Genomic DNA, 24,691 nt, shown 5'->3' on the forward strand with positions numbered 1-24,691 from the left:
TGACACGCATAGCTTCGAGTCATGACGCCCGACTCCGAAGAACCCCCGACCACGGGCGGCGCTGTGCCGCGGCATCCGAGCCCGATTGAGGACTATGCGCTGGTCGGCGACCTGCACACGGCGGCGCTCATCTCGCGGTCGGGGGCGATCGACTGGCTCTGCATGCCCCGTTTCGACTCCGCCAGCATGTTCGGCGCGCTGCTGGATTCGCCTGAGGCCGGGCAGTGGGCGCTCGCGCCGATCGACGAGGTGCTGCAGGTGGCGCGCGAGTACCTGCCCGGAACCTTCGTGCTGCGCACCGTGTGGCGCACCGCCGAGGGCGAGGCAGAGGTGATCGAGTTCATGCCGCTGCACGACCGCCGGGCCAACCTCGTGCGCCGGGTGCGGGGCCTGAAGGGCACCGTGCGCTTCCGCGAACTCGTCCGGATCCGCTTCGACTACGGCGCGGCGACGCCGTGGGTGCGGCAGGTGCCGTTCGGCGGCGGCACCGCTCTCCTTGCGACCGCGGGTCCGGATGCCGTCCTCCTGCGCGGGCCGCGGCGCCAGGCCGAGGACCTGGCGCACTTCTCGGAATTCGCCGTCGCCGACGGCGACACTGTCGACCTCGCCCTCACCTGGTATCCGTCGTACCGCGAACCGCCGGAGCCGTTCGACATCGACGACGCGCTCGCACAGACCATCGCCTGGTGGAAGGACTGGGCCGCGCGCAGCAAGCCGCCGGCCCCGTTCGACGAGCACGTGCAGCGCTCACTGCTCGTGCTGCGCGCGCTCACCCATGAGGACACCGGGGGCATCGTCGCCGCCGCGACGACCAGTCTTCCCGAGGACGAGGGCGGAGTCCGCAACTGGGACTACCGGTACGTCTGGCTGCGCGATGCCGCCCTCACGATCGAGGTGCTGATCACGCACGGTTACCGTGCCGAGGCGGAGGAGTGGCGCGGGTGGCTGCTCCGCGCGATCGCCGGCGACCCGGCGGACGTGCAGATCATGTACGGCATCGGGGGTGAACGCCGACTGCCGGAGTCCGAGCTGCCGGAACTGTCGGGCTATGGCGGAGCAGCGCCCGTGCGCATCGGCAATGCCGCCTACCTGCAGCGGCAGTGGGACATCTTCGGCGAGGTGATGATCGCGCTCCACGGCGGGCGCACTGCGGGACTCGAGGAGACCCGGGGGTCGTGGCCGCTGCAGCGCGCGCTGCTCGGCTTCCTCGAGCAGAACTGGGAGATGGCCGACCAAGGGATCTGGGAGATCCGCGGCGACGAGCAGCATTTCACGCACTCGCGCGCGATGGTGTGGGCCGCGTTCGACCGCGGCGTCCGGGGGATCGAGGAGTTCGGCCTTCCCGGCGATCCCTCTCGATGGGCCGCCATCCGGGACAAGGTGCGCGACGAGATCCTCGCCCACGGCTATGATCCGCAGCGCAACACGTTCGTGCAGCACTACGGCACCACGGAGGTGGACGCGGCACTCCTTCAGCTTTCGCAGATCGGCTTCGTCGAGGCGGATGATCCGCGGATGCTGGGCACCGTCGCCGCCATCGAGGAAGACCTCATGCAGGACGGCCTGCTCCTCAGGTACCGGTCCGAGACCGGTGTGGACGGCCTGGCGGGGACGGAGCATCCGTTCCTGGCCTGCTCGTTCTGGCTGGTGGAGCAGTATGCGGCGTCGGGTCTGGTGGCCGAGGCCCGCGAGCTGATGGGGCGACTTGTCGCGCTCGTCAACGACGTGGGTCTGCTCAGCGAGGAGTACGACACGCAGCGCGGTCGGCAGATGGGCAATCTCCCGCAGGCCCTCTCGCACCTCACCCTCGTCCGCGCGGCGGATGCCATCGCGGCTGCCGAACGAGGGATGCAGGACCGGCTGCCCTACGTGCGCGGCGAGTCCGAAGGCGAGCAGGCCGCGGTGACGGAGCAGGAGCCTGGTGCGTCGCCATCCTCGCCGCAGAAGCCGGACAAGGGCGGCGACGAGGATCTCGGTGCGAAGCCTCGTCAAGCCCGCGAGGATGCCGCCGAGAGCGCTCCGCCTAGGGCTTCCGGCGGCTGAGCTACCAGCCCTCCGGCCCGAGAGACCCCGCGGGGTAATCCTCGAGCGGCACCTTGCCCTCGCGCCACGCCCGAATCACGGGGCGCATGATGCGCCAGCACTCCTCCGCCATGTCCGCGCGCACCGAAAGGAGGGGATCGCCGTCCAGGATGCCGCGCAGCACCTGGCCGTAGGGCAAGAGGTCGCCCGGCTCCTTCTTCGCGACGAGCGTGCTGCGTTCCAGGACGAACGGGTCGCCGCTGCCGTTCATCGTCACGCCCAACTCGACCTCGCCGGACTTGAGGTCGAAGACGAGCGAGTCCGGTGCGGGAGACCCCCCGAATCCGGGGATCTCCGGCACCGGGCGCAGGCGCACGCGCACCTCGGTGGTGTACTTCCCGATCGCCTTCCCGGAGCGCAGCACGAACGGAACGCCCCGCCACCTGGCTGTGTCGATCTCGAACGTCACCTGGGCGAGCGTCTCGGTCTCGCGTGCGGGATCGACTCCCGGCTCGTCGGCGTACGACGGCAGCGCGCGATCGCCGACCCGCCCCGCGGTGTAGCGCGCGCGGTGGCTCGAGGCCACCGGATCGTCGTCCCAGACGTGTGTCGCGCGCAGCACCTGCGCCGCGTTGGAACGGAGCTCCACCTCGTTCAGCCGGGGCGGCTGCTCCATCGCGACGAGCGCGAGCACCTCGAGGAGGTGGCTCTGGATCATGTCCTTCAGTGCCCCGGCGTGGTCGTAGTAGCCGCCGCGCCCTTCGAGTCCGATGAGCTCGTCGTACACGATCTCGACGCGCTCGATCGACTCGCCGTTCCAGACCGACTCGAAGAACCGGTTGGCGAAGCGCAGGCCGAGGATGTTCAGCACCATCGACATTCCGAGGAAGTGATCGATGCGGAACACCTGCTCCTCGGGCACGAGCTGGGCGATCAGGCGATTGAGCGCGCGCGCCGAGGCCAGGTCCGTGCCGAACGGCTTCTCGAGTGCGAGCCGGGCGCCCTCGGGCAGGTCGACCTGCCGGAGGGCCGCGCACACCTTCGCCGTGATCGCCGGCGGCAGCGCGAAGAAGAGGACGGGCGTGTGGTCGCACGCGGCGACCAGCTGTCGCAGCTCGTCGACGTCCGTGACGTCCGAGGTCACGTACCGAGCCGACTCCAGGTAGCGGTCTGCGTCGTGCGGGTCGCCGATCTGCCCGAAGCTGTCGCGGATCAGCTGCCGCCACTGCTCGTCGGTGCGATCCTCCCGCGCGGCGCCGACGATCTGCACCTCGTAGTCGTGCTCCGACAGGAGGCTCGCGAGGCCGGGAAGGAGCAGCCGCTTCGTCAGGTCTCCCCCCGCGCCGAGGATCAGGATGCTCACGCTCTGGGTCACAGCACGAGAGTAGGCGTGGCGGTTCGGGCGCGGCGCGCCCTGGCGCGTGGCGGCCTTCGGTGCTAGGCGGTCGGTTCGACGCCGGCCGCGGCTTCGCCGAACTCCTCGACCTCGCGCTCCCACGCGTCGCGCGCGAGGCGATACCAGAGGTAGAACGCGAACCCGGCGAACACCGCCCACTCGATCGCGTAGAAGATGTTGAGCCAGTTGACCGCGGATCCTTCGGCAGGCGCCGGGGAGTGGATCGCCACCAGGCCGGCAGTCGGCTCCCCCGCCGTCAGGTAGGGGCGATACACGTCGAGGCCCTCGATGTCATGCCACTGTGCGAGCAGCGCGGCCGGTGACATGCGGGTCATGGTCTGCGGGTCCGCGCCGCGCGGGGGCAGATCCGGACCCTCGTCCGAGATGATGCGCCCGGTGAGGTCGATCGCCTGCGGCGAGTCTCCGGATGCCGCGGCCTCGAGCTTCTCGGCGGCTGCGGCTGCGGCATCCGCCGTCCGCGCCCAGCCGATCGCGACCGCAAGTGAGGTGGGCGCGTCGGTGCCGGTCAGGCGAAGCTGGCCGGTGACCCAGTACCCCTCCACCCCGTCGTTGAGCCGCGACTCGACGAGGAGGAAGTCGCCGGGGATCCAGCTGCCCGAGACGGAGACCTGCTGGCCGACCAGCGACTCGGGGAGGTACGCCCCCGGGGCAACGACGTCGGCGAGGGGCTGCACCTGCTCGGTCGCGCCTGGCTCGGCCGGGCCCTGCTGGACCGCTCGACCGAGCTGCCACTGGCCGAGCCACGCGAACACGCCTGCGACCACGAGGCAGAGGGCGAGCATGGCGAGCCAGCGCGGCCGCACCATCACCTCGCGCAGGGTCGGCGGGAAGACCTCGGTCCCTGCGCCTGTCGAAGGGCCGGTCCCTGAGCCGCCCACGCCGGTCCCTGAGCTTGTCGAAGGGTCGGTCATCCGCCGCTGTACGGCGCGACGACGACCTCGACGCGCTGGAACTCCTTGAGGTCGGAGTACCCGGTCGTGGCCATCGACTTGCGCAGGGCCCCGATGAGGTTCGCGGTGCCGTCGGCAACCGGGGCGGGGCCGTAGAGCACCGACTCGAGGTTCACGAGCTGGTCGATCTTCATCCGCTTGCCGCGCGGGAGCTTGGCGTGGTGCGCCTCGGGACCCCAGTGGAAGCCCAAGCCGGGAGCGTCGGTGGCGCGCGCGAGCGCCACACCGAGCATGACGGCATCCGCCCCCATCGCCAGTGCCTTCACGATGTCGCCGGAGGTGCCGACGCCACCGTCCGCGATCACGTGGACGTAGCGGCCGCCCGACTCGTCGAGGTAGTCGCGGCGCGCGCCGGCGACATCGGCGACCGCGGTCGCCATAGGTGCATGGACGCCGAGGGTGGCTCGCGTGGTGGACGCGGCTCCCCCGCCGAACCCGACGAGCACGCCGGCCGCACCGGTGCGCATCAGGTGCAGCGCGGCCGTGTACGTCGAGGCACCGCCGACGATGACCGGCACATCCAGGTCGTAGATGAACTTCTTGAGGTTCAGCGGCTGCTCGACGGACGAGACGTGCTCGGCCGACACGGTCGTGCCGCGGATGACGAAGAGGTCGACGCCGGCGGCGACGACGGTCTCGTACAGCTCCTGGGTGCGCTGCGGCGTGAGGGCACCGGCGACGGTGACCCCGCCGGCGCGGATCTCGGCGAGCCGCGCACGGACGAGCTCGGGCTGGATCGGGGCGGCGTAGAGCTCCTGCATGCGCGCGGTGGCGGCCGCATCGGGCAGGGACGCGATCTCGGCGAGGAGCGGCTCCGGGTCGTCGTAGCGCGTCCACAGCCCCTCGAGGTCGAGCACGCCCACCCCGCCGAGCTGGCCCAGCATGATCGCCGTGCGAGGGCTCATGACCGAGTCCATCGGGGCGCCCAGCACCGGGATGTCGAATTGGAACGCATCGATCGTCCAGGCCGTCGAGACGTCCTCCGGGTTGCGGGTGCGCCGAGAGGGCACGACCGCGATGTCGTCGAACGCATAGGCCCGGCGGGCGCGCTTGGCGCGGCCGAGCTCGATCTCCATGCTCACCCCCTCAGCCTACTCGCGCGCGTTCTCGCGCCCCGCTACGGGCCCTGAGCCTGTCGAAGGGTGCGTTGTGGTGGACGGATGCCGCGGCCCGGCCGCTTCGACAGGCTCAGCGACCCGCGGCTAGCGCGGCCGGACCACCCGGGCTTCGTCCCAGACGGGCTCGCCCGACTCGAAGACACGGCCGTCGGAGCCGAACACGAGGAAGCGGTCGAACGAGCGCGCGAACCAGCGGTCGTGCGTCACCGCGAGCACCGTGCCCTGGAACCGCGTGAGCGCGTCCTCGAGCGCCTCGGCCGAGACGAGGTCGAGGTTGTCGGTCGGCTCGTCGAGCAGCAGCAGCGTCGCGCCGGACAGCTCGAGCATCAGAATCTGGAACCGCGCCTGCTGGCCGCCCGACAGCGTGTCGAACGTCTGCTCGGCCTGGCGGACGAGCCCGTAGCGGTCCAGTGCCGAGCTCGCGGCATCCCTCGGCAATCCCGTCCGACGGTCGTCGCCGCGATGGAGGATGTCGAGCAGCGTCCTACCCCGGAACTCGGGGTGCTGGTGGGTCTGCGCGAACCAGCCGGGCACGACGCGCGCGCCGAGGACGGCGCGACCCGCGTGCTCGACGGGATCCAGGGCCGTACCGACCGCGGTGACGTGACCGAGGAGCGCGTCCGGGTCGGTGCCGCCACCGGCGAGGAGCCGCAGAAAGTGCGACTTTCCAGAGCCGTTCGACCCGAGCACCGCCACCCGGTCGCCGTACCAGACCTCCAGATCGAAGGCGTCCATGAGCCCGGTCAGCACCAGGCGCTCGGCGACGACCGCGCGGCGGCCGGTGCGCTCGCCGCGCAGCCGCACGTCGAGGTCCTGCGCAGGCGGGCGCTCCTCGGGCGGACCCGCCTCTTCGAACCAGCGCAGCCGGGTCTGGGCGGCGCGATACCTCGACGCGAACCCGTCGTTCGCCGAGGCCTTCACCTTGAGGTCGGCGACGAGGGCCCTGAGCTTGGCGTGCTGCTCGTCCCAGCGGCGGCGCAGCTCGTCGAGGCGCGCCATCCGCTCCTCCCTCGCACGGTGGTAGGTGGCGAAGCCGCCGCCGTGCACCCAGGCGGATGATCCGGCACCGCCGACCTCGAGGGTCACGATGCGGTCGGCGCCGCGCGCGAGCAGCTCCCGGTCGTGCGACACCAGCAACACCGTCTTGGGCGTCTCGCGCAGGCGCTCCTCGAGCCAGCGTTTGCCTGGCACGTCGAGGTAGTTGTCCGGCTCGTCGAGCAGGAGCACCTCGTCCGGGCCGCGCAGCAGCGCCTCGAGCGCGAGCCGCTTCTGCTCGCCGCCGGAGAGGGTGGAGAGCTCGCGGAATTGGGCACGGGAGAACGGGATGCCGAGCGCGGCGATCGTGCAGGAGTCCCAGAGCGTCTCCTGCTCGTAGCCGCCGGCTTCGGCGTAGTCGCCGAGCGCCCCGGCGTACTCCATCTGCGTGTCGAGCTCGTCGCGGTCGATGATCGCCGCTTCGGCGTCCTCGAGCCTTCGGGCTGCTCTGCGCACGCGGTCGGGAGCGACCGAGACGAGCAGGTCGTGGACCGTCCGGCCGGGCGCGCCATGCCCGACGAACTGATCCATGACCCCCAGCCCGCCGCCGATCGTCACAGCTCCGGCGTGGGCGGCCTCCTCGCCGCGGATGATACGAAGCAGCGTCGTCTTGCCCGCGCCGTTCGCGCCGATGAGCGCGGTCGTCGATCCCTCGCCGACGCGGAACGCGATGTCGTCGAGCAGCGGCCGCCCGTCGGGCAGCGCGTACGAGACGCCGTTGACGTCGATGTATCCCACGATGTGGCCCCGTCCGCCCCGCGGATGCAGAGCCGATCAGCCTATCGCGGCCGGCCACCGCGTGCCCCGGCATCCGATCGCCTCATGCGACGCGTACCCAGCTGCGGGGCTGCTGCGCGAAACGCCGGGCGCGGGCCCACCGGACCGGCGTGTCGGCCACGATCCCCGCAGTTGGGTACAGGAGCGACGCCGCGCCCGGGTCAGGCGGCGGCGTACCGTCCGGAGGCGATCGCGCGGGCGCGCTTCTTCTCGGCCTCTTCCTCGCGGTTCTTCGGCGGTGTCGTCGAGACGAGGTCCTCGAGCAGGTGCCCGGTGATGTGGGCGATCTCGTGCACGGCGCGGTCGAAGGCCTCCTGGTTGGCCTTCGAGGGCTTCGTCGTGCCCGCGATCTTGCGGACGTACTGCAGAGCGGCGGCGTGCACCTCGTCGTTGGTGGCAGCCGGCTCGAAATTGTGGAGGTTATGGATGCTGCGGCACATGGCCTCGACGATACGCCGGGCCGCCGCATCCGTCACCGTCTACCAGGGCTCGTCGCCCCGCGGTGCGATGTCGAGGATGTGCGGCAGCTCGGTCGGGAAGCAGGTGCGGAAGAGCTCGGTGATCCGCGGGTCGGAGCCGTAGTCGTCGACGAGCCGCATGCCGATCATGACGTTGATGAGCATGCCTTCGGCCAGGAACATCCGCGCCTCGTCGGCCTCGAAGCCGGCCTCGTCCCGGAAGAACTCCCACACCTGGGCGAATCCCTTGCGCGCGGCGGGGCCGATCACCGGATGCCCGCCGAGCAGCCATGCGTGCGAGAGCGTCTGGTGCAGTCCGCGCGTGCTCAGCAGTTCGACGTAGGCGTCGCCGATGCGCTTGGCGACCGGGCGCTCAGACGTCGTATCGGCGAGTTCGACGCGGAACACGCGCATCAGCGCGTCGAACGCCGACTGCATGGCCGCGAGGAAGAGGTTCTCCTTCGTGCCGAACAGGCGCACGACGTACGGCTGGCTGATGCCGGCCGTGCGCGCGACGTCGTCGGTAGTGGTGCCCTCGTACCCTTTCGCGCCGAACACCGCGAGCGCCGCGGCGATGATCTGCTCGCGTCGGTCCTCCGAGCTCATCCGGACGGCCGGCACAGGCTTCGACGTCGTCGTCGGTCCCTCATTCGCATTCACGCTTGACATGTTATCAGTCGATTACTACAGTCGACTCAGCCAAGTAATCATTCGATTACAACAACCATGAAGGAGCCTCGCATGAGCGACATCCTCACCTCCGCGCCGGTGCGCAGACGACCCTTCGGGCTCGTCGTAGCCGCGGCATCCGTCCCCATGTTCATGGCGACGCTCGACAACCTCGTCATGACCAACGCCCTCCCCGTGCTGCACCAGGAACTCGGCGCCAGCGTCGAGGAGCTGCAGTGGTTCATGAACGCGTACACGCTGGCGTTCGCAAGTGCGATCCTCGTCGCCTCCGCACTCGGCGACCGGTTCGGCCGCCGGACGGTGTTCGCCATCGGCATTGCGGTCTTCGGCATCGGCTCGGCCCTCGCCGCGCTCAGCACCGATCCGGGTCAGCTCATCGCCGCCCGGGCACTGCAGGGCTTCGGCGGTGCGGGGGTGCTTCCGCTCTCGCTGGCGCTGCTGGCCGGCGGGGTCGCCCCGAGTCGCCGTCCGCTCGCGATCGGCATCTGGGGCGGCATCTCGGGCCTCGGGGTCGCGGTCGGCCCGCTCGTGGGCGGAGCGGTCATGGAGGGCTGGAACTGGCAGGCGATCTTCTGGATCAACATCCCGGTCGCCATCATCGCCATCCCCTTCGCCCTGCTGGCCCTGAACAACGACTTCGGCGCCCGTTCGCGCATCGACGTCGTCGGCGCGCTGCTCGCCGCCGGCGGGGTGCTGGCCCTGGTGCACGCGATCGTCCGAGGCAACGATGACGGCTGGTCGTCGTTCAGCGTCATCGCCGAGATCACCGTGGGGGTCGTGCTGCTGCTCGCCTTCGTCGGCTGGCAGACCCGCGCGAAGGCGCCGCTCGTGCCGTTGCGGCTCTTCCGCGATCGCTCGTTCTCGCTCACCAACATCGTCGGGTTCGCGTTCACCTTCGGCACGTTCGGCGCGGTGTTCATCCTCATCCAGTACATGCAGGTGGTGCAGGGATCGACCCCGCTCGAGGCGGCCGTGCAGACCACGCCGTGGACGCTCGCCCCCATGTTCGTCGCCCCGATCGCCGGCATCATCGCACCGCGGGTCGGCACCCGTGCGTTGATGCTCACGGGCCTGCTGCTGCAGGGCGTCGCCCTCACCTGGATCGGCCTGATGCTCTCGACCGACCTCGACTATTCCGCGCTCATCGCGCCGTTCATCATGGCCGGCGTCGGCATGGGGCTCGTCTTCGCACCGTCCGCGACGGCCCTGCTCGCCACGCTCGGCGTGATCGACCACGCCAAGGCGTCCGGAGTGAACTCGACGGTCCGCGAGATCGGCATCGCCCTCGGCACGGCCGTCATGACCGCGATCTTCGTGAGCGCGGGCGGCGAGCTGCAGCCCGACCTCTACGTCGACGCCGCGCGCCCGGCCGTGCTCACCGGCGCCGCGGTGCTCTTCGCCGCAGCCGTCGCCGCGTTCTGGCTCCCCGCCGGTCGCTCCACGGCTGCGGAGACGGATGCCGCGGCCGAGGCATCCGCCACTCCCGAGCCGGAGCTCGCCCAGGTCTGACCCGGCCACCAACGCCGAAACCACCCATCTCGCGCGAGACCACCGACTCCGGCTCGCCGAAATGGGTGGTTTCGCGCGAACCAGGTGGTTTCGGCGAGAGGCGGGTGCTACCGCTTGTAGTTCGGGGCCTCGACCACGATCTGCACGTCGTGCGGGTGCGACTCCTTGAGACCGGCGGCCGTGATGCGCACGAACCTGCCCTTGGCCTTGAGCTCGTCGACCGTGCGGGCGCCGACGTAGAACATCGACTGCCGCAGCCCGCCGACCAGCTGGTACGCGACGGCCGAGACGGGGCCGCGGTACGCTACCTGGCCCTCGATGCCCTCGGGGATGAGCTTGTCGTCCGAGGGCACGTCCGCCTGGAAGTAGCGGTCCTTCGAGTACGAGGTCTTCTTGCCGCGGGTCTGCAGGGCGCCGAGCGATCCCATGCCGCGGTACTGCTTGAACTGCTTGCCGCCCTGGAAGACGATCTCGCCGGGCGACTCGTCGGTGCCGGCCAGGAGCGAGCCGAGCATGACGGTGTCCGCGCCGGCCACGAGCGCCTTGGCGATGTCGCCGGAGTACTGCAGCCCACCGTCGGCGATGACCGGGATGCCCGCTTCGCGCGCCGCGAGGGATGCCTCGTACACCGCCGTGACCTGGGGCACGCCTACGCCCGCGACGATGCGCGTCGTGCAGATCGAGCCCGGTCCGACGCCGACCTTGACGGCATCCACCCCCGCGTCGATGAGCGCCTGTGCGCCCTCGCGCGTGGCGACGTTGCCGCCGATGATGTCGATGTGCTCGAAGGAGGAATCGGCCTTCAGCCGTCGCACGATGTCGATCACGCCGGCGGACTGACCGTTGGCCGTGTCGACCACGAGAACATCGACGCCGACATCGCGGAGGGCCTCCGCACGCTCCCAGGCGTCGCCGAAGAAGCCGATCGCGGCGCCGACGCGCAGGCGGCCCTGCTCGTCCTTGGTGGCGAGCGGGTACTTCTCGCTCTTGTCGAAGTCCTTGATGGTGATGAGGCCGGCCAGCTTGCCGTCCTCATCGATGAGCGGCAGCTTCTCGATGCGGTGCTTCGCGAAGGTGGCGATGACCTCATTGGCGCCGATGCCGACGGGAGCGGTGACGAGCTTCTCGGTGGTCATGACGTCGCGCACGAGCGTCGTCTGACGCTCGAAGCCCGAGACGAACCGCATGTCGCGGTTGGTGACGATGCCGACCAGGCGGCCCTCGTCGTCGATCACCGGCAGCCCGGAGATGCGGTAGGTCGCGCACAGGTTGTCGACCTCTTCGATGGTCGCATCGGGCGTGGTAGTGATCGGGTCGGAGATCATGCCCGACTCGCTCCGCTTCACGCGGTCGACCATCGACGCCTGCTCTTCGATCGACAGATTGCGATGGAGGATGCCGAGGCCGCCCTCGCGCGCGATCGAGATCGCCATCCGGGCTTCGGTGACGGTGTCCATCGCGCTCGAGATGAGCGGTGTCGCCACCGTGATGCGCCGCGTAACCCGCGACGACGTGTCGGCTTCACTGGGGATGACGTCGGTGTGCCCTGGTAGGAGCAGCACGTCGTCATAGGTGAGTCCGACGAAGCCGAACGGGTCGTGGCTGTCCATAGATTCTCCTGCGCACACGGCGCGTTGCTCGAGGTAGACGACGCTGGCCGGTGCGCTCGAAGCGCGCCGTACTCGATTCTAAGCGACCGGCACGCGAATTCATTCCCCGCGCGTATACCCCGCACGCGGGCCGGGCGGCGATTCGATCACGTATCAATCGGCGCGTGTCTGAAACACGATCGACACACTACGCTCGTACCGTCGTGATCACGGCCGATGCGACCCGAACCATCGGTGTGCGCTGTGCTGACTGGAGGTTCTGTGGGTCCTACAACTGCTCCCGCGCGGCGAACGATGCCGTGGCTGGCCGCGCTGTTGGGCGTGCTGCTGGCTGCCGCGATGATCTTCCTCGGATCCGGTGCGGCGCATGCCGCGCCCGGTGACGACCAGGAGAAGACCGATTTCTACTTCGCCGGCATCATCACCTTCGAAGACAAGCCCGTGGCCGATGTGACGGTCTCCGTCGAAGGCAACGGCTTCGAGGCCGAGACGGTGACGGATGCCGAGGGCAAATGGCGCCTGTACGTGCCTGAGAAGGGCGAGTACACCATCACGGTCGACGAGTCGACGCTGCCCGACGGCGTCATCGTCGAGGGCGAGAGCGCTTCGCAGGACGTCGAGTTCGGCCAGACCAACACGAAGATCATCAACCTCTTCCTCGGTGAGGGCGAGCGCGTCACGATTCCGTTCATCGATCAGCTCCTCGATCGCCTGATGAACGGCCTCAACTTCGGCCTGCTGCTCGCGCTCGCTTCGATCGGCGTCTCGCTGATCTACGGCACGACCGGGCTGAGCAACTTCGCCCACGGCGAGATGCTCACCTTCGGCGCCATCGTCGCGCTCGTCTTCGGCGTCTGGCTCGCCTGGCCGATGTGGCTCGTGCTTCCCCTCGTCGTGGTCTTCGGTGCCGGCCTGGGCTGGTCCCTCGACGCCGGACTGTGGAAACCTCTGCGAAGACGGGGCCTCGGCATCGTCCAGGTGATGATCGTGAGCATCGGCCTCTCCCTGGCGCTGCGCTACGTGTACCAGTTCTTCATCGGCGGCGCGACGTACCAGCTGCCCGGCGCCGGCGCCGGTCGCGACATCCACCTCGGCCCGATCTCGCTCTCCTGGATCGACATCGTCTCGATGGTGACGAGCATCGTGCTGCTGATCGGCGTCGCGTACTGGCTGCTGCGTACGCGCATCGGCAAGGCGACCCGCGCCATCAGCGACAACCCAGGCCTGGCCGCGGCATCCGGCATCAACGTCGACCGCGTCATCCGGATCGTCTGGATCCTCGCGGCGGTGCTGGCGGCGGTCGCCGGCGTGCTGTGGGCGTACTTCCGCCCCGGCGTGAAGTGGGACATGGGCGGACAGGTGCTGCTGCTGATCTTCGCCGCCGTCACCCTGGGTGGCCTCGGCACCGCCTTCGGCGCCCTGATCGGTTCGCTGATCGTCGGGATGCTGGTCGAGATCTCGACCCTGTGGATCCCGTCGGACATGAAGTACGTCGGCGCCCTCGCCGTGTTGATCATCATTCTGCTCGTCAGACCCCAGGGCATTCTGGGCCGCAAGGAGAGGCTGGGATAGGGCCATGGATTGGGGTCAGATACTCAACAACACGGCCTACTGGGTCTTCAGCCCGGAGACGATCGCCTACGCGTTGGCGGCGACGGGTCTCGCGGTGCAGTTCGGTTACGGCGGCCTGCTCAACTTCGGCATGGCGGGCTTCATGGCCCTCGGCGCGTACGGCTACGCCATCTCCATCCTCAGCTTCGGCTGGCCGTGGTGGGTGGGCATCATCGTCGGCTGTCTCGCCGCGACCGTCTTCGCCATCATCCTCGGCATACCGACGCTGCGATTGCGGGCGGACTATCTCGCCATCGTGACGATCGCGGCGGCCGAGATCGTCCGATTGCTGCTCACCACGCAGCTGTTCGACGAGTTCACCAACTCCGCAGACGGGCTCGGCGGTTACCACGCCGGCTTCCGCGGGGCCAATCCCTTCCCTGCCGAGACCGCTGACGGCACGAAGATGATCTATGGCTTCGGTCCGTGGCAATGGACCGCCGACCAGCTGTGGGTGCGCGTCTTCGGCATCATCCTGCTCGCCATCGCGGTGTACCTGGTCTGGGCGCTCATGCGCAGCCCGTGGGGACGCGTGCTCAAGGGCATCCGCGAGGACGAGGACGCCGTCCGGTCGCTGGGCAAGAACGTCTTCTCGTACAAGATGCAGGCGCTCATCATCGGTGGTGTCTTCGGTGCCCTCGGCGGGGTCGTGTTCGCCCTGCCCTCGGCCGTGGTCCCGGCGACCTACACGACGTCGCTGACGTTCTTCATCTGGACGATCCTCCTGCTGGGTGGCGCGGCGACGGTCTTCGGGCCGGTCGTCGGGTCGGTGATCTTCTGGGTCATCATGGGGTTCCTCGACAACGTGCTGCCTGCACTCGCCCAGTCGGACGTGCTGAACATCTCGAGCCAGCAGGCCGGAACGCTCCGGTTCATCCTGGTGGGCGTCGCGCTGATGCTCATCGTGATCTTCCGCCCGCAGGGCATCTTCGGAAACAAGAGGGAGCTGACCTTTGTCAAATAGCGCCTCAGACGACACGACGTCACAGCCCGTCAACGGGACGGATGCCGCGCCCGCCGCAGCGCCCGCCACCGGGTCGGTCCCGACCACGACCGGCAGCCTCCGGCGCCCCAAGAAGACCGGCCTCGCCACCGGCGAGTTCGTGCCCGGGGTGCCCAAGGTCGACCCGATCATGGCGATGGACAACGTCACCCGGCGATTCGGCGGTCTCACGGCGGTCGACGTCGAGCACCTCGAGATCCCCCGCAACGCCATCACGGCGCTGATCGGACCGAACGGCGCCGGCAAGACCACCCTGTTCAACCTGCTCTGCGGATTCGACAAGCCCAATTCGGGCACCTGGTCGTTCGACGGCAAGCAGCTGTCCGGCATCCCGTCGTTCAAGGTGGCGCGGATGGGGCAGGTGCGCACGTTCCAGCTCACCAAGGCCCTCTCGCTGCTGACAGTGCTCGAGAACATGAAGCTCGGCTCGACGGGCCAGAAGGGCGAGAACCTGCTGGCGAGCATCGTCCCGGCGATCTGGCGCAAGCAGGACAGCGACATCGAAGACAAGGCGATGGAGCTGCTCAAGCGGTTCAAGCTCGACGCGAAGGCGGACGACTACGCCGCGTCGCTCTCGGGTGGCCAGCGCAAGCTCCTCGAGATGGCGCGGGCGCTCATGAGCGACCCGCAGCTCGTCATGCTCGACGAGCCGATGGCCGGGGTGAACCCGGCCCTCACCGAGTCGCTGCTCGATCACATCCTCGATCTCAAGGATCTCGGCATGACCGTGCTGTTCGTCGAGCACGACATGCACATGGTCCGCCACATCGCGGACTGGGTCGTCGTCATGGCCGAAGGACGCGTCGTGGCCGAAGGCCCGCCCGAGTCCGTCATGCAGGACAAGGCCGTCATCGACGCCTACCTGGGCAGCCACCAGGACGTCGACCTGGGAGTCGTCACCGGCCGCGTGGCCGGCGAACTCGACACCTCGGCGATCGATCTGCTCGAGGAGATCAAGGTGGCCGAAGAGGCCTCGATCGCTGACGCAGAAGAGGGGAACCGATGACCTACGCGGATGGAGCACCGCTCACCGAGGATGCCAAGACCGAGCGGGTCGTGGTGCAGATCACCGATCTGTACGCGGGCTACCTGCCCGGCATCAACATCATCAACGGCGCGAACCTGGTCGCCCGCAAGGGCGAGCTGATCGGCATCATCGGCCCGAACGGTGCCGGCAAGTCGACGCTGCTGAAGGCCATCTTCGGCATGGTGAAGATCCGCGGCGGCGAAGTCCTGGTCGACGGCGAGAGTGTCGCGGGCCTGAAGTCCGACAAGCTCGTCTCCAAGGGCGTCGGCTTCGTGCCGCAGACCAACAACGTGTTCCCCTCGCTCACGATCGAAGAGAACCTCCAGATGGGGCTGTACCAGGCCCCGAAGACCTACAACGAGCGCCTCGAGTTCGTCACGGGGATCTTCGCGGAACTGGGCAAGCGCCTCAAGCAGCGCGCCGGCTCGCTCTCCGGTGGCGAGCGCCAGATGGTCGCGATGTCGCGCGCGCTCATGATGAACCCGTCGGTGCTGCTGCTGGACGAGCCGTCCGCGGGTCTCTCGCCGGTGCGTCAGGACGACGCGTTCATCCGCGTCTCCGACATCAACAAGGCCGGCGTCACCACGATCATGGTCGAGCAGAACGCGCGGCGCTGCCTGCAGATCTGCGACCGCGGCTACGTCCTCGACCAGGGCCGCGACGCCTACGAGGGCACCGGTCGCGAGCTCCTGAACGACCCCAAGGTCATCGGGCTCTACCTCGGCACCCTCGGGACCGAATAGCGCCATCCGCCCCGTTGCGGGGCGGTGAGACGAGAAGAGCGGATGCCGAGGCATCCGCTCTTCTCGTCTGTATGGGGGTCGCACCCAAGGGCTTCGCCCCCACCAGGCACAGCGAAGGGGCCCCGGATTGCTCCGGGGCCCCTGGGCTTGCGTTACGACTTAGAGGTCGATGCGCGTGTAGAGGTTGTCAGCGCCGTACTGGAAGACACCGATGGTGGCCTCGGTCGGGTCGCCGTTCTCGTCGAACGTGATCGGTCCGGAGTAGCCGTCGTAGTCCGCGACGCCGCCGCCGAGGATGATGTCGGCGCACTCCTTGAACTCGGTGCACTTCTCACCGTCGCCCGAACCACCAGAGACCTCCTGGAGCTTGCCGGCGATGTCGGCGGGGTCGGACGAGTTCGCCGCGAGCGCAGCGAGCGCGAGCAGGATCGTCGCGTCGTACGACTCGTTGCCGTACGAGAAGTCGGTCAGCTCGGCGTTGCCTTCGCCGACCCACCACTCGTTGAGGCGACCCTGGAACTCGGTGTCGGGGGCAGGACCGGCAGGGGTGGTGCCCTTGGCGCCCTCGAGGCTGAGACCCGCAGGCCACTTGGCGTCGGAACCGTAGTTCTTCAGGTTGCCGTCGACGAGGTACAGCTGGTCGGCCGGGTAGCCGGCAGCCAGCAGAGCCGGACCGATCGTGTAGAACTCGTCGAACGTGATCAGGGCGATCGCGTCGGGGTTCGACGCGAGGGTCGCACTGATCTGCGCGTCGAACGTGGTGTCACCCGTGTTGTACGACTGCTCGGAGACGATCTCGCCGCCGCTGGCGGTGAAGTTCGACTTGAACTCCTTGTTCAGGCCGGTGCCGTACGAGTCGTTCTGGTAGATGACCGCGACGCTCTTCTTGCCGTCTTCGGCGACCAGGTTGCCGAGGACCTCGCCCTGCAGGGTGTCCGCGGGCGCGGTGCGCCAGTAGAGGCCGTTGTCGTCCCAGGCCGTGAAGTCGACCGAGGTGTTCGCCGGCGAGAAGGTGATGATGCCCGCGGCGACAGCGTCGTCGAGGAACAGCTTCGTCACACCGGACGATGCGGCGCCGATGGCGGCGGTCACACCCTCGGAGATCAGCTTCTGAATCGTCGTGCTGTAAGCCTTGTTGTCGGTGTCGCCGGAGTCGCCCCAGACGATGTCCGGGATCGTGATCCCGACGTCGGCTGCGTTGATGTCCTCGACGGCGAGTCCGACGCCGGCCTCCTCGGGCGGGCCGAGGTACGCCAGGCTTCCCGTCTGCGGGAGAATCGTGCCGATCTTGACCGTCAGATCGACGTTCTCGGCCGGGGCTTCGCTTGTCGCCTCTCCGCCGCCGCCGGAGCAGCCGGCGAGGACGAGGGCGCTTGCGCCGGCGATCGCGATGCCGCCGAGAATGCTGGCAGTGCGCGAGCGGGTGAAGACGCTCATGTTGCTCCTTGCTGTGGGTGAACGCGGGCGCGGCGTAGCCGTCCCAGTTCCACAAACCCTAATCGCGCTTAGGTACCCGGAGTGTTGCCTTTCGTTAACGGTTTGTAACGCAACCCGAATCGTTATGAAGCCGTTTTCGACGGCCACTGCCCCCGTCTGGAATACCTCCGGTGGGTATACGCTTGGAGCAGGTACCCCTCTGGGGTATAAAGAACGCGACGATGAGGGTGAATCCAATGACGACGAATGAGTTCCAGGTGACCGGGATGAACTGCGGCCACTGCGAGTCGGCCGTGCGCGACGAGGTGGCGAAGGTCGCCGGCGTCGAGCAGATCGACGTGAGCGCGGCGAGCGGGCGATTGATCGTCTCCGCGAGCGCCCCGCTCGACGATGCCGCGGTCCTCGCCGCGGTCGCCGAGGCCGGATACGAGGCAGCGCGCGTCTGATGGACACCCACGGCGGCCACGCCCTCTCGCCGTCCATCGGCGGGAAGGTCGTCGGCGCGCACGGCGTCGGCGCCGCGCGGATCGAACTCGAGATCGGCGGGATGACCTGCGCCTCCTGCGCCGCGCGCATCGAGAAGCGGCTGAACCGGCTCGACGGGGTCGAGGCATCCGTCAACTACGCGACGGAGAAGGCGCACGTGCTCGCGCCTGCAGGCTTCGACCCGCACGCGCTGATCGCCGAGGTGGAGAGCACCGGCTACACGGCCGCGCTCCCCCGGCCCCACGAGCACCACGCCGACCTCGAGCTCGCACCCCTGCGGCGCCGGCTGATCGGCGCGATCGTGCTCGCAGTGCCGGTGATCCTGCTCGCAATGATCCCGGCGCTGCAGTTCCCGGGGTGGCAGTGGGTGTCGCTCGCGCTGACGACCCCGGTCGTGACGTGGGCGGCGTGGCCGTTCCACCGCGCGACCTGGCTGAATCTCCGCCACGGCGCGACGACGATGGACACGCTCATCTCGATCGGCATCGGGGCGGCCTATCTCTGGTCGCTGTACGCGCTGTTCTTCGGCGGCGCCGGCATGATCGGCATGACCCACGGCTGGTCGTTCGCGCCGGTCACCGGGGCGGGCGCCCTGTACTTCGAGGTCGCCGCGGGCGTGACGATGTTCGTGCTGGCCGGCCGGTACATCGAGGTGCGGTCCAAGCGCGAGGCCGGGGCCGCGATGCGGGCGCTGCTCGAGCTCGGGGCGAAGGACGTGGCACTGCTTACGGTGGGCGCGGACGGCGAGACCGTCGAGACGCGCGTGCCGATCGAGCGGCTGCGGGTCGGCGATCGCTTTGCGGTGCGCCCCGGCGAGAAGATCGCGACCGACGGGGTCGTCGTGTCCGGCTCGTCCGCCGTGGACGCCTCGATGGTCACAGGCGAATCCGTGCCGGTCGAGGTCGGCGCAGGCGACGCCGTCGTCGGCGCGACCCTCAACGCGGGCGGCAGCCTGATCGTGCGGGCCACCCGCGTCGGCGGCGACACGCACCTCGCACGCATCGCCGAACTCGTCGAGCAGGCGCAGGCCGGCAAGGCGCCGGTGCAGCGGCTGGCGGACCGGATCTCCGCGGTCTTCGTGCCGGCCGTGCTGGTGATCGCCGTGCTGACGCTGGTGGTGTGGCTGCTGCTCGGCGCGGCGCCGGAGGCCGCGTTCAGCGCCGCCGTCGCGGTGCTCATCATCGCCTGCCCTTGTGCTCTCGGCCTGGCGACCCCCACCGCCCTGCTCGTCGGAACCGGCCGCGGCGCGCAGCTCGGCATCCTGATCCGCGGTCCGGAGGTGCTCGAATCCACCCGCGCCGTCGACACGGTCGTGCTGGACAAGACCGGCACCGTCACGACGGGACGGATGACGCTGCACGACGTCGTGGCGCTGCCCGGGGGCGAGCGCGCCGAGCTGCTGCGGCTGGCGGGAGCCCTCGAGCACGCCTCGGAGCACCCCATCGCGCAGGCGATCGCGCGGGCTGCTGTTCTTGAGGCTGGCCGCTTGCCTGCGGTGGAGTCGTTCCAGAGCCTGGCCGGGCTGGGCGTCTCCGGAATCGTCGACGGACACCTGGTGGTGGCCGGCCGCGCGGCCCTGCTGTCCGAGTGGGGCGTGACGCTGGGTGCTGAGCTGGCGGCCGCCGCGGCTGAGGGCGAGGCATCCGGGCGCACGAGCGTGCTCGTCGCGTGGGACGGCGAGGCCCGCGGGGTGCTCACCGTCGCCGACGCCGTCAAGCCGACCAGCCGCGAGGCGGTCGCCGCGCTGCGCGCGCTCGGGCTGGAGCCCGTGCTGCTCACCGGCGACAACGAGGTCGTTGCGCGGCGCGTGGCGGCCGAGGTCGGCATCGAGCGCGTCATCGCCGAAGTACTCCCCGCCGGCAAGGTCGAGGTCATCCGGACCCTCCAGGCCGAGGGCCGGGTCGTCGCGATGGTCGGCGACGGCGTGAACGACGCTGCTGCGCTCGCGCAGGCAGACCTGGGGCTGGCGATGGGGACGGGAACGGATGCCGCGATCGAGGCATCCGACATCACTCTGGTGCGTGGCGATCTGCGTGCCGCCGCCGATGCGATCCGGCTGTCGCGAGCGACGCTGGGCACCATCCGGGGCAACCTCTTCTGGGCGTTCGCGTACAACATCGCCGCGATCCCGCTCGCGGCGCTCGGGCTGCTCGGCCCKATGATCGCCGGTGCGGCGATGGCGTTCTCGAGCGTCTTCGTCGTCGGCAACAGCCTGCGGCTGCGCGGGTTCCGGAGCGCCTCGTCCATTGATTCTGTGAAGGAGCAGCGATGACCACCACCGACGTCCACGAGGCGCACCAGGCCGGCCAGGCCGAGGCTGCTCCCGAGCACGCCCACCACGGCTACATCACCGACAAGGACAAGTACCTCAACCGCCTCAGGCGCATCGAGGGTCAGGCCCGCGGCATCCACAAGATGGTGGAGGACGAGAAGTACTGCATCGACATCCTCACCCAGATCAGCGCGCTGACCAGCGCCCTGGAGGCCGTCGCGATCGGGCTGCTCGACGACCACCTCCGCCACTGCGTCGTCGACGCCGCGCGCCTGGGCGGCCCCGAGGCCGACGCGAAGATCACCGAGGCGACCCAGGCGATTGCCCGCCTCGTCCGGTAGCCGGTTCCGGTCGCTGAGCCTGTCGAAGCGCCGCGGTCGCGGCATCCGTCCAGCGCCCCCGCGCCAGCCGCGAAACATCACTTCCGCGTCGAGACGCACCGCCCCGCACGGTTTCTCGATGCCGAAGCGGTGTCTCGGCGCCGTTGTGGTTTCTCAGCCGTCGACGGGCGGTCCGCAACGCCGGGCACCGGCATCCGTCCCCACTCCCGCGCCAGCCGCGAAACATCACATTCCGGGCGAGACACACCGCCACGCACGATGTCTCGGCGCGGAAGTGGTTTCTCGGCGGGAAAGTGATGTCTCGGAGGCCGCGGACCAGGCACCGGCCCCGGGCACCGGCATCCGTCCCACACCGCCGCCGACCGCGAAACATCACCTTCCGGGCGAGACACACCGCCACGCACGATGTCCCGCCGGGGAAGTGGTTTCTCGGCGCGAAAGTGATGTCTCGGATGCCGCGGCGCGAGCGCGCGGCGCCGGGCTCAGGTGAGTTCGGCGACGTCCGAGACGCCGGCCGGGGCCGACGAAGAGCGTGCGCGGCGGGCCGCGGCGAGCGAGTCCACCGTCAGGAAGATCAGCGCCACCCACACCAGGATGAAGCCGATCCAGCGCTCCGTCGACATCTCCTCGTTCAGGAACCACACCCCGATCACGAACTGCAGGATCGGCGCGACGAACTGCAGCATCCCCATGACGGTCAGCGGCACGCGACGCGAGCCCGCCGCGAAGAGCAGGAGGGGCGTCGCGGTGATGACTCCAGCGAGGCCGAGCATCGCCGCGTGCCACGGACCGTCCGCGCCCATGGTCAGGCCGCTCGTGCTGCCCACGACGATCAGCAGCACGAGGGCGACCGGCACGAGCCAGAGGGACTCGAGGGTGAGCCCACTCACCGCGTCGACCGAGGGTCCGAGCTTCTTCTTCACGAGGCCGTAGAGGCCGAACGAGATCGCGAGGGTGAGCGCGATCCACGGGAAGGCGCCGTACCCGACGACGATGACGAGCACCGCGAGCGCGGCCAGTCCCAGCGCGATCCATTGCGTGAGGCGCAGGCGCTCGCGCAGCACGAGTACGCCGAGCAGCACCGTGACGATCGGGTTGATGAAGTACCCGAGGCTCGCCTCGAGCACGTGACCCGTGAGCGCGGCCAGGATGTACACCTGCCAGTTGACGTAGATCAGCGCGCCGGCGAGCGCCGTGAGCGCCAGCAGCCGGCGCTGCCGCATGATCCCGCCGAGCCGGCGCCACGTGCGCGTGACGGTCAGCAGGATCGCGCAGAACCCGAGCGACAGCAGGATCCGCCAGGCGACGAGCTCCCACGCGCCGGTCGGCGCGAGCGCGATGAAGTACAGGGGCAGAAACCCCCAGAGCAGGTAGGCCGTGAACGCGTAGACCCCGCCGAGCGCGCGCTCGCGCGCCGGCGACCTCCCCGCTCCGAACGCGGTGGCGGACTCGGACACGGCAGGCAGATCGCGACTCACTCCTCCAGCGTACGGTCGCCCAGGCGGGGTCCGTCGCGGTCGCGGGGCTCAGCAGAGCATCGGTCCCTGAGCTTGTCGAAGGGTCCGATGCGCGGACGCTTCGACAAGCTCAGCGACCGGGCACGCGTGAGCGACCCGGGACACGCAGAAGGACCCGGGAAATGCAGAAGGACCCGGATGCCGAGGCATCCGGGTCCTTCGAAAACGCTGGTGCGCGAGCTTAGCGAACAACCACCGCGAGCACGTCGCGAGCCGACAGGACGAGGAGGTCGTCGCCGCCGAACTTGACCTCGGTGCCGCCGTACTTGCTGTAGATCACGCGGTCGCCGACGGACACGTCGATCGGGATGCGGTTGCCGTTGTCGTCGACGCGACCCGGACCCACCGCGATGACCTCGCCCTCCTGGGGCTTCTCCTTGGCGGTGTCGGGGATGACCAGACCGCTGGAAGTGGTCTGCTCGGCCTCGACCTGCTTGATGACAATGCGGTCCTCGAGCGGCTTGATGGAAACCGACACGGTCTACCTCTGCTTTCCTTGAACTTCAAGACTGGTTAGCACCCTCCTAGTGAGAGTGCTAACTCAGTTTAGGCAAGCGCTGGCACTCTCGCAACGTGAGTGCCAAGTCTGTGTCATCTTCGGACGCGGTCGGATGCCGCGGCAGGCGTTTCGCGCGGGCCTGTCGTGCCCCTCCGCCGCCGCGCCGAACCCACATGTCATCGCCTGAACCCCCACCTCGAGGCCGCCCGAACCGGTGGGCTCGGGGCGGAGTGCGCGGGTTGACCCGGCTCGGGCAGTGGTCGGGGCGGGGTCGGTACGGGGGATCGCACACGGGGGCCCCGGGCCGGCGGACCCAGCTGCGGGGCATCTTGACGACACGCCGGGGACGCGGCATCCGTCCCCCGCGTGTCGGTCACGAGGCCCGCAGGTGGGTACAGGGGGTGGTGATCCAGGCGCCGCCGTAGGCTGACCGGATGGACATCGCCGAGCTGACCGCCCTGCTCACGCCCGATGGGCTGCGCCTGCTCGACGCCCTGCCCCCGGTGGAATCGGCCGAGGACGTCACCCGCGCGGTCTCGCGGCTGCGCGCCGCCGGCCACTCTCCCGACCTGGTGTCGGCGGTCGTCACCCAGGCGCGGCTGCGCGTGCGTGCGCGCGCGAAGTTCGGCGAATTCGCCGAGCGGATGCTCTTCACCACGGCCGGGCTCGAGCAGTCGACCCGACTGTCGATCGCGGCGCGGCACGCGGGCCGGTTCCGCGACGCCGGCATGACCTCGGTCGCCGACCTCGGCTGCGGGATCGGCGGCGATGCGCTCGGCTTCGCGGGACTCGGGCTGCGAGTCGTGGCCGTCGACGCCGACGAGGTCACCGCGGCGATCGCCGCCTACAACCTCGCGCCGTTCGCGGATGCCGTCACCGTGCGCCACGCGACAGCCGAGGCGGTCGCGCCCCCGGCGGGGACGGGCCGGGTTCCGGGTGGCGGCGGGGACGCGGGGGGTGGCGACACGGGCCGGGCTTCGAGCGGCGGAGGGGACGCGGCATCCGATTTTCCGACGGTCGATGCGTATTGGCTCGATCCGGCGCGGCGGACGGCGGGGCACAGCGAGACGGCGCGGACGCGTCCCGAGGACTGGTCGCCGGCGCTGGACTGGGTGTTCGACCTCGCCCGGCGGGTGCCGGCCGGGGTGAAGCTCGGGCCGGGCCTGGATCGCGACCTGATTCCCGACGACGTCGAGGCGCAGTGGGTCAGCGCGGACGGCTCGACCATCGAGCTCGTGCTCTGGTCGGGCGCGCTCGCGCGTGCGGGCGTGCGCCGGGCGGCGCTGGTCGTGCGCGGCGACGCCGCGGCGGAGCTGACGGCGGAAGCCGATGCCGAGGACGAGCCGGTCCGCGCGCTGGGCGCCTTTGTGCACGAGCCGGATGGCGCGGTCATTCGCGCGCGGCTGATCGGCGATGTCGCCCGGTCGCTGGAAGCCGGCATGCTCGACGAGCGCATCGCCTACCTGACCTCGGATGCCGCGCTGACGAGCCCGTTCGTGCAGTCGTTCCGCGTGCGCGAGGAGCTGCCCGCCGACACCCGCGGGCTCGCCAAGGCGCTGCGTGAGCGCGGCATCGGGCGGCTCGAGATCAAGAAGCGGGGAGTGGATGTCGATCCCGCCGTCCTGCGCAAGGAGCTCAAGCTGCGCGGCGACGGGTCGGCGACCCTCATCGTGACGCGGGTCGGCGCGAAGCGCCTCGCGGTGCTCGCCGACCGGGTCTGAATCGGGACAGGCGGGTCCCAGCCTGCAGGGTCGCGGCGAAGGTGACGCGAATGGTGGGATCCACCGCATGGATCCGACCACCTGCGCCACCTTCTCAGAAAGGCCCCACACAAGGGTGGCGCGAATGGTGGGATCCACCGCATCGATGCGACCACCTGCGCCACCTTCTTGGGCGCAGTCGAAGCGAGGCTTCTGCGCGGCCGAGGCGAGGCGGGGACGCGACATCCGGCCTGCCGTGAGAAATCACATTCGGGCCGAGACATCACTCCGGGGCCCAGACATCACGGGCTGCGTGATTTCTCAGTCGCCGCGTGGTTTCTCGACGACCTGGCGAGCCCGTCGACCCGCATTTCCCGGCGGGAGGCCGTGTGAGCGCGAAGTTCAATGAGGTTTGAGCAGAGGCATCCGTCTTCGAGATCGACGATCGCGCGAGCCGCGCCGCGGCGGA

20 protein-coding genes are annotated in these 24,691 nt (G+C 69.6%); 10 read left to right on the forward strand and 10 right to left on the reverse strand.

From position 1 onward, the window contains the following. Positions 1-21: 21 nt before the first annotated feature. Entirely contained in the window at positions 22-2,043 is a 2,022-nt protein-coding gene (locus tag ACXJ3V_RS09930; protein WP_457100132.1) for a glycoside hydrolase family 15 protein, read from the forward strand. Position 2,044: 1 nt separating this feature from the next. On the opposite strand, the gene ACXJ3V_RS09935 is transcribed toward ACXJ3V_RS09930, so the two are convergent. From ACXJ3V_RS09935 to ACXJ3V_RS09960, 6 genes are all read right to left on the reverse strand, one after another. Beyond that, a complete protein-coding gene (locus ACXJ3V_RS09935; protein WP_457100133.1) occupies positions 2,045-3,397 on the reverse strand; it encodes a glucose-6-phosphate dehydrogenase in 1,353 nt (450 codons plus the stop codon). Positions 3,398-3,459: 62 nt separating this feature from the next. Then, entirely contained in the window at positions 3,460-4,245 is a 786-nt protein-coding gene (locus ACXJ3V_RS09940) for an SURF1 family protein (protein ID WP_457100152.1), read from the reverse strand. Positions 4,246-4,346: 101 nt separating this feature from the next. Continuing rightward, a complete protein-coding gene (locus tag ACXJ3V_RS09945; RefSeq protein WP_457100153.1) occupies positions 4,347-5,465 on the reverse strand; it encodes a GuaB3 family IMP dehydrogenase-related protein in 1,119 nt (372 codons plus the stop codon). A 126-nt stretch (positions 5,466-5,591) separates the two neighbouring features. After that, positions 5,592-7,280: an ABC-F family ATP-binding cassette domain-containing protein gene (locus tag ACXJ3V_RS09950; protein WP_457100134.1), complete on the reverse strand. Its 1,689-nt coding sequence runs from the start codon at positions 7,278-7,280 to the stop codon at positions 5,592-5,594. A gap of 200 nt (positions 7,281-7,480) precedes the next feature. Next, positions 7,481-7,759 carry a DUF2277 domain-containing protein gene (locus tag ACXJ3V_RS09955; RefSeq protein ID WP_457100135.1) on the reverse strand — a complete coding sequence of 93 codons (279 nt, stop codon included), beginning with the start codon at positions 7,757-7,759 and terminating at the stop codon, positions 7,481-7,483. 39 nt (positions 7,760-7,798) lie between these two features. Next, positions 7,799-8,437, reverse strand: coding sequence for a TetR/AcrR family transcriptional regulator (locus tag ACXJ3V_RS09960; protein ID WP_457100136.1), 639 nt, complete (start codon positions 8,435-8,437; stop codon positions 7,799-7,801). A gap of 81 nt (positions 8,438-8,518) precedes the next feature. On the opposite strand from ACXJ3V_RS09960, the gene ACXJ3V_RS09965 reads away from it, so the two are divergent. Beyond that, the gene (locus tag ACXJ3V_RS09965) at positions 8,519-9,976 is read left to right on the forward strand and encodes a DHA2 family efflux MFS transporter permease subunit (RefSeq protein ID WP_457100137.1); all 1,458 of its coding nucleotides are present in this window, start codon (positions 8,519-8,521) and stop codon (positions 9,974-9,976) included. A gap of 107 nt (positions 9,977-10,083) precedes the next feature. Here ACXJ3V_RS09965 and guaB read toward each other — a convergent pair whose 3' ends face one another. Continuing rightward, a complete protein-coding gene (guaB, locus tag ACXJ3V_RS09970; protein ID WP_457100138.1) occupies positions 10,084-11,586 on the reverse strand; it encodes an IMP dehydrogenase in 1,503 nt (500 codons plus the stop codon). Positions 11,587-11,880: 294 nt separating this feature from the next. Between guaB and ACXJ3V_RS09975 the strand changes: the two genes are divergently transcribed. The 4 genes from ACXJ3V_RS09975 to ACXJ3V_RS09990 are packed head-to-tail and all read left to right on the forward strand — an operon-like array spanning position 11,881 to position 15,970. Continuing rightward, positions 11,881-13,158 carry an ABC transporter permease subunit gene (locus ACXJ3V_RS09975; protein WP_457100139.1) on the forward strand — a complete coding sequence of 426 codons (1,278 nt, stop codon included), beginning with the start codon at positions 11,881-11,883 and terminating at the stop codon, positions 13,156-13,158. A gap of 4 nt (positions 13,159-13,162) precedes the next feature. Beyond that, positions 13,163-14,161, forward strand: coding sequence for a branched-chain amino acid ABC transporter permease (locus ACXJ3V_RS09980; protein ID WP_457100140.1), 999 nt, complete (start codon positions 13,163-13,165; stop codon positions 14,159-14,161). Next, a complete protein-coding gene (locus tag ACXJ3V_RS09985) occupies positions 14,151-15,206 on the forward strand; it encodes an ABC transporter ATP-binding protein (RefSeq protein WP_457100141.1) in 1,056 nt (351 codons plus the stop codon). The genes ACXJ3V_RS09980 and ACXJ3V_RS09985 overlap by 11 nt, the downstream gene beginning before the upstream one ends. After that, positions 15,203-15,970 carry an ABC transporter ATP-binding protein gene (locus tag ACXJ3V_RS09990; RefSeq protein ID WP_457100142.1) on the forward strand — a complete coding sequence of 256 codons (768 nt, stop codon included), beginning with the start codon at positions 15,203-15,205 and terminating at the stop codon, positions 15,968-15,970. Before ACXJ3V_RS09985 ends, ACXJ3V_RS09990 begins: the two co-directional genes overlap by 4 nt. Before the next feature lie 159 nt (positions 15,971-16,129). On the opposite strand, the gene ACXJ3V_RS09995 is transcribed toward ACXJ3V_RS09990, so the two are convergent. After that, on the reverse strand, positions 16,130-17,407 hold the full coding sequence (locus tag ACXJ3V_RS09995) for an ABC transporter substrate-binding protein (RefSeq protein ID WP_457100143.1): 1,278 nt from the start codon (positions 17,405-17,407) through the stop codon (positions 16,130-16,132). Between the two features lie 236 nt (positions 17,408-17,643). Here ACXJ3V_RS09995 and ACXJ3V_RS10000 point away from each other — a divergent pair, with 236 nt between their 5' ends. Genes ACXJ3V_RS10000 through ACXJ3V_RS10010 form a run of 3 tightly spaced genes read left to right on the forward strand, consistent with a single transcriptional unit; the run spans position 17,644 to position 20,506 of the window. Then, positions 17,644-17,853, forward strand: coding sequence for a heavy-metal-associated domain-containing protein (locus ACXJ3V_RS10000; protein WP_457100144.1), 210 nt, complete (start codon positions 17,644-17,646; stop codon positions 17,851-17,853). Then, on the forward strand, positions 17,853-20,165 hold the full coding sequence (locus ACXJ3V_RS10005) for a heavy metal translocating P-type ATPase (protein ID WP_457100145.1): 2,313 nt from the start codon (positions 17,853-17,855) through the stop codon (positions 20,163-20,165). The genes ACXJ3V_RS10000 and ACXJ3V_RS10005 overlap by 1 nt, the downstream gene beginning before the upstream one ends. Next, on the forward strand, positions 20,162-20,506 hold the full coding sequence (locus ACXJ3V_RS10010; RefSeq protein WP_457100146.1) for a metal-sensitive transcriptional regulator: 345 nt from the start codon (positions 20,162-20,164) through the stop codon (positions 20,504-20,506). The genes ACXJ3V_RS10005 and ACXJ3V_RS10010 overlap by 4 nt, the downstream gene beginning before the upstream one ends. Before the next feature lie 482 nt (positions 20,507-20,988). Here ACXJ3V_RS10010 and rarD read toward each other — a convergent pair whose 3' ends face one another. Together rarD and groES are read right to left on the reverse strand one after the other, a co-directional pair. After that, positions 20,989-21,963 (reverse strand): EamA family transporter RarD, encoded by a 975-nt coding sequence (gene rarD / locus ACXJ3V_RS10015; RefSeq protein WP_457100154.1) that lies wholly within the window; start codon positions 21,961-21,963, stop codon positions 20,989-20,991. A 241-nt stretch (positions 21,964-22,204) separates the two neighbouring features. Then, positions 22,205-22,501, reverse strand: coding sequence for a co-chaperone GroES (groES, locus tag ACXJ3V_RS10020; RefSeq protein WP_457100147.1), 297 nt, complete (start codon positions 22,499-22,501; stop codon positions 22,205-22,207). A gap of 455 nt (positions 22,502-22,956) precedes the next feature. Between groES and ACXJ3V_RS10025 the strand changes: the two genes are divergently transcribed. Further along, entirely contained in the window at positions 22,957-24,243 is a 1,287-nt protein-coding gene (locus ACXJ3V_RS10025; RefSeq protein ID WP_457100148.1) for a THUMP-like domain-containing protein, read from the forward strand. Positions 24,244-24,691 lie beyond the last annotated feature (448 nt).

This window comes from Microbacterium sp. P5_E9 (genome assembly GCF_054049175.1).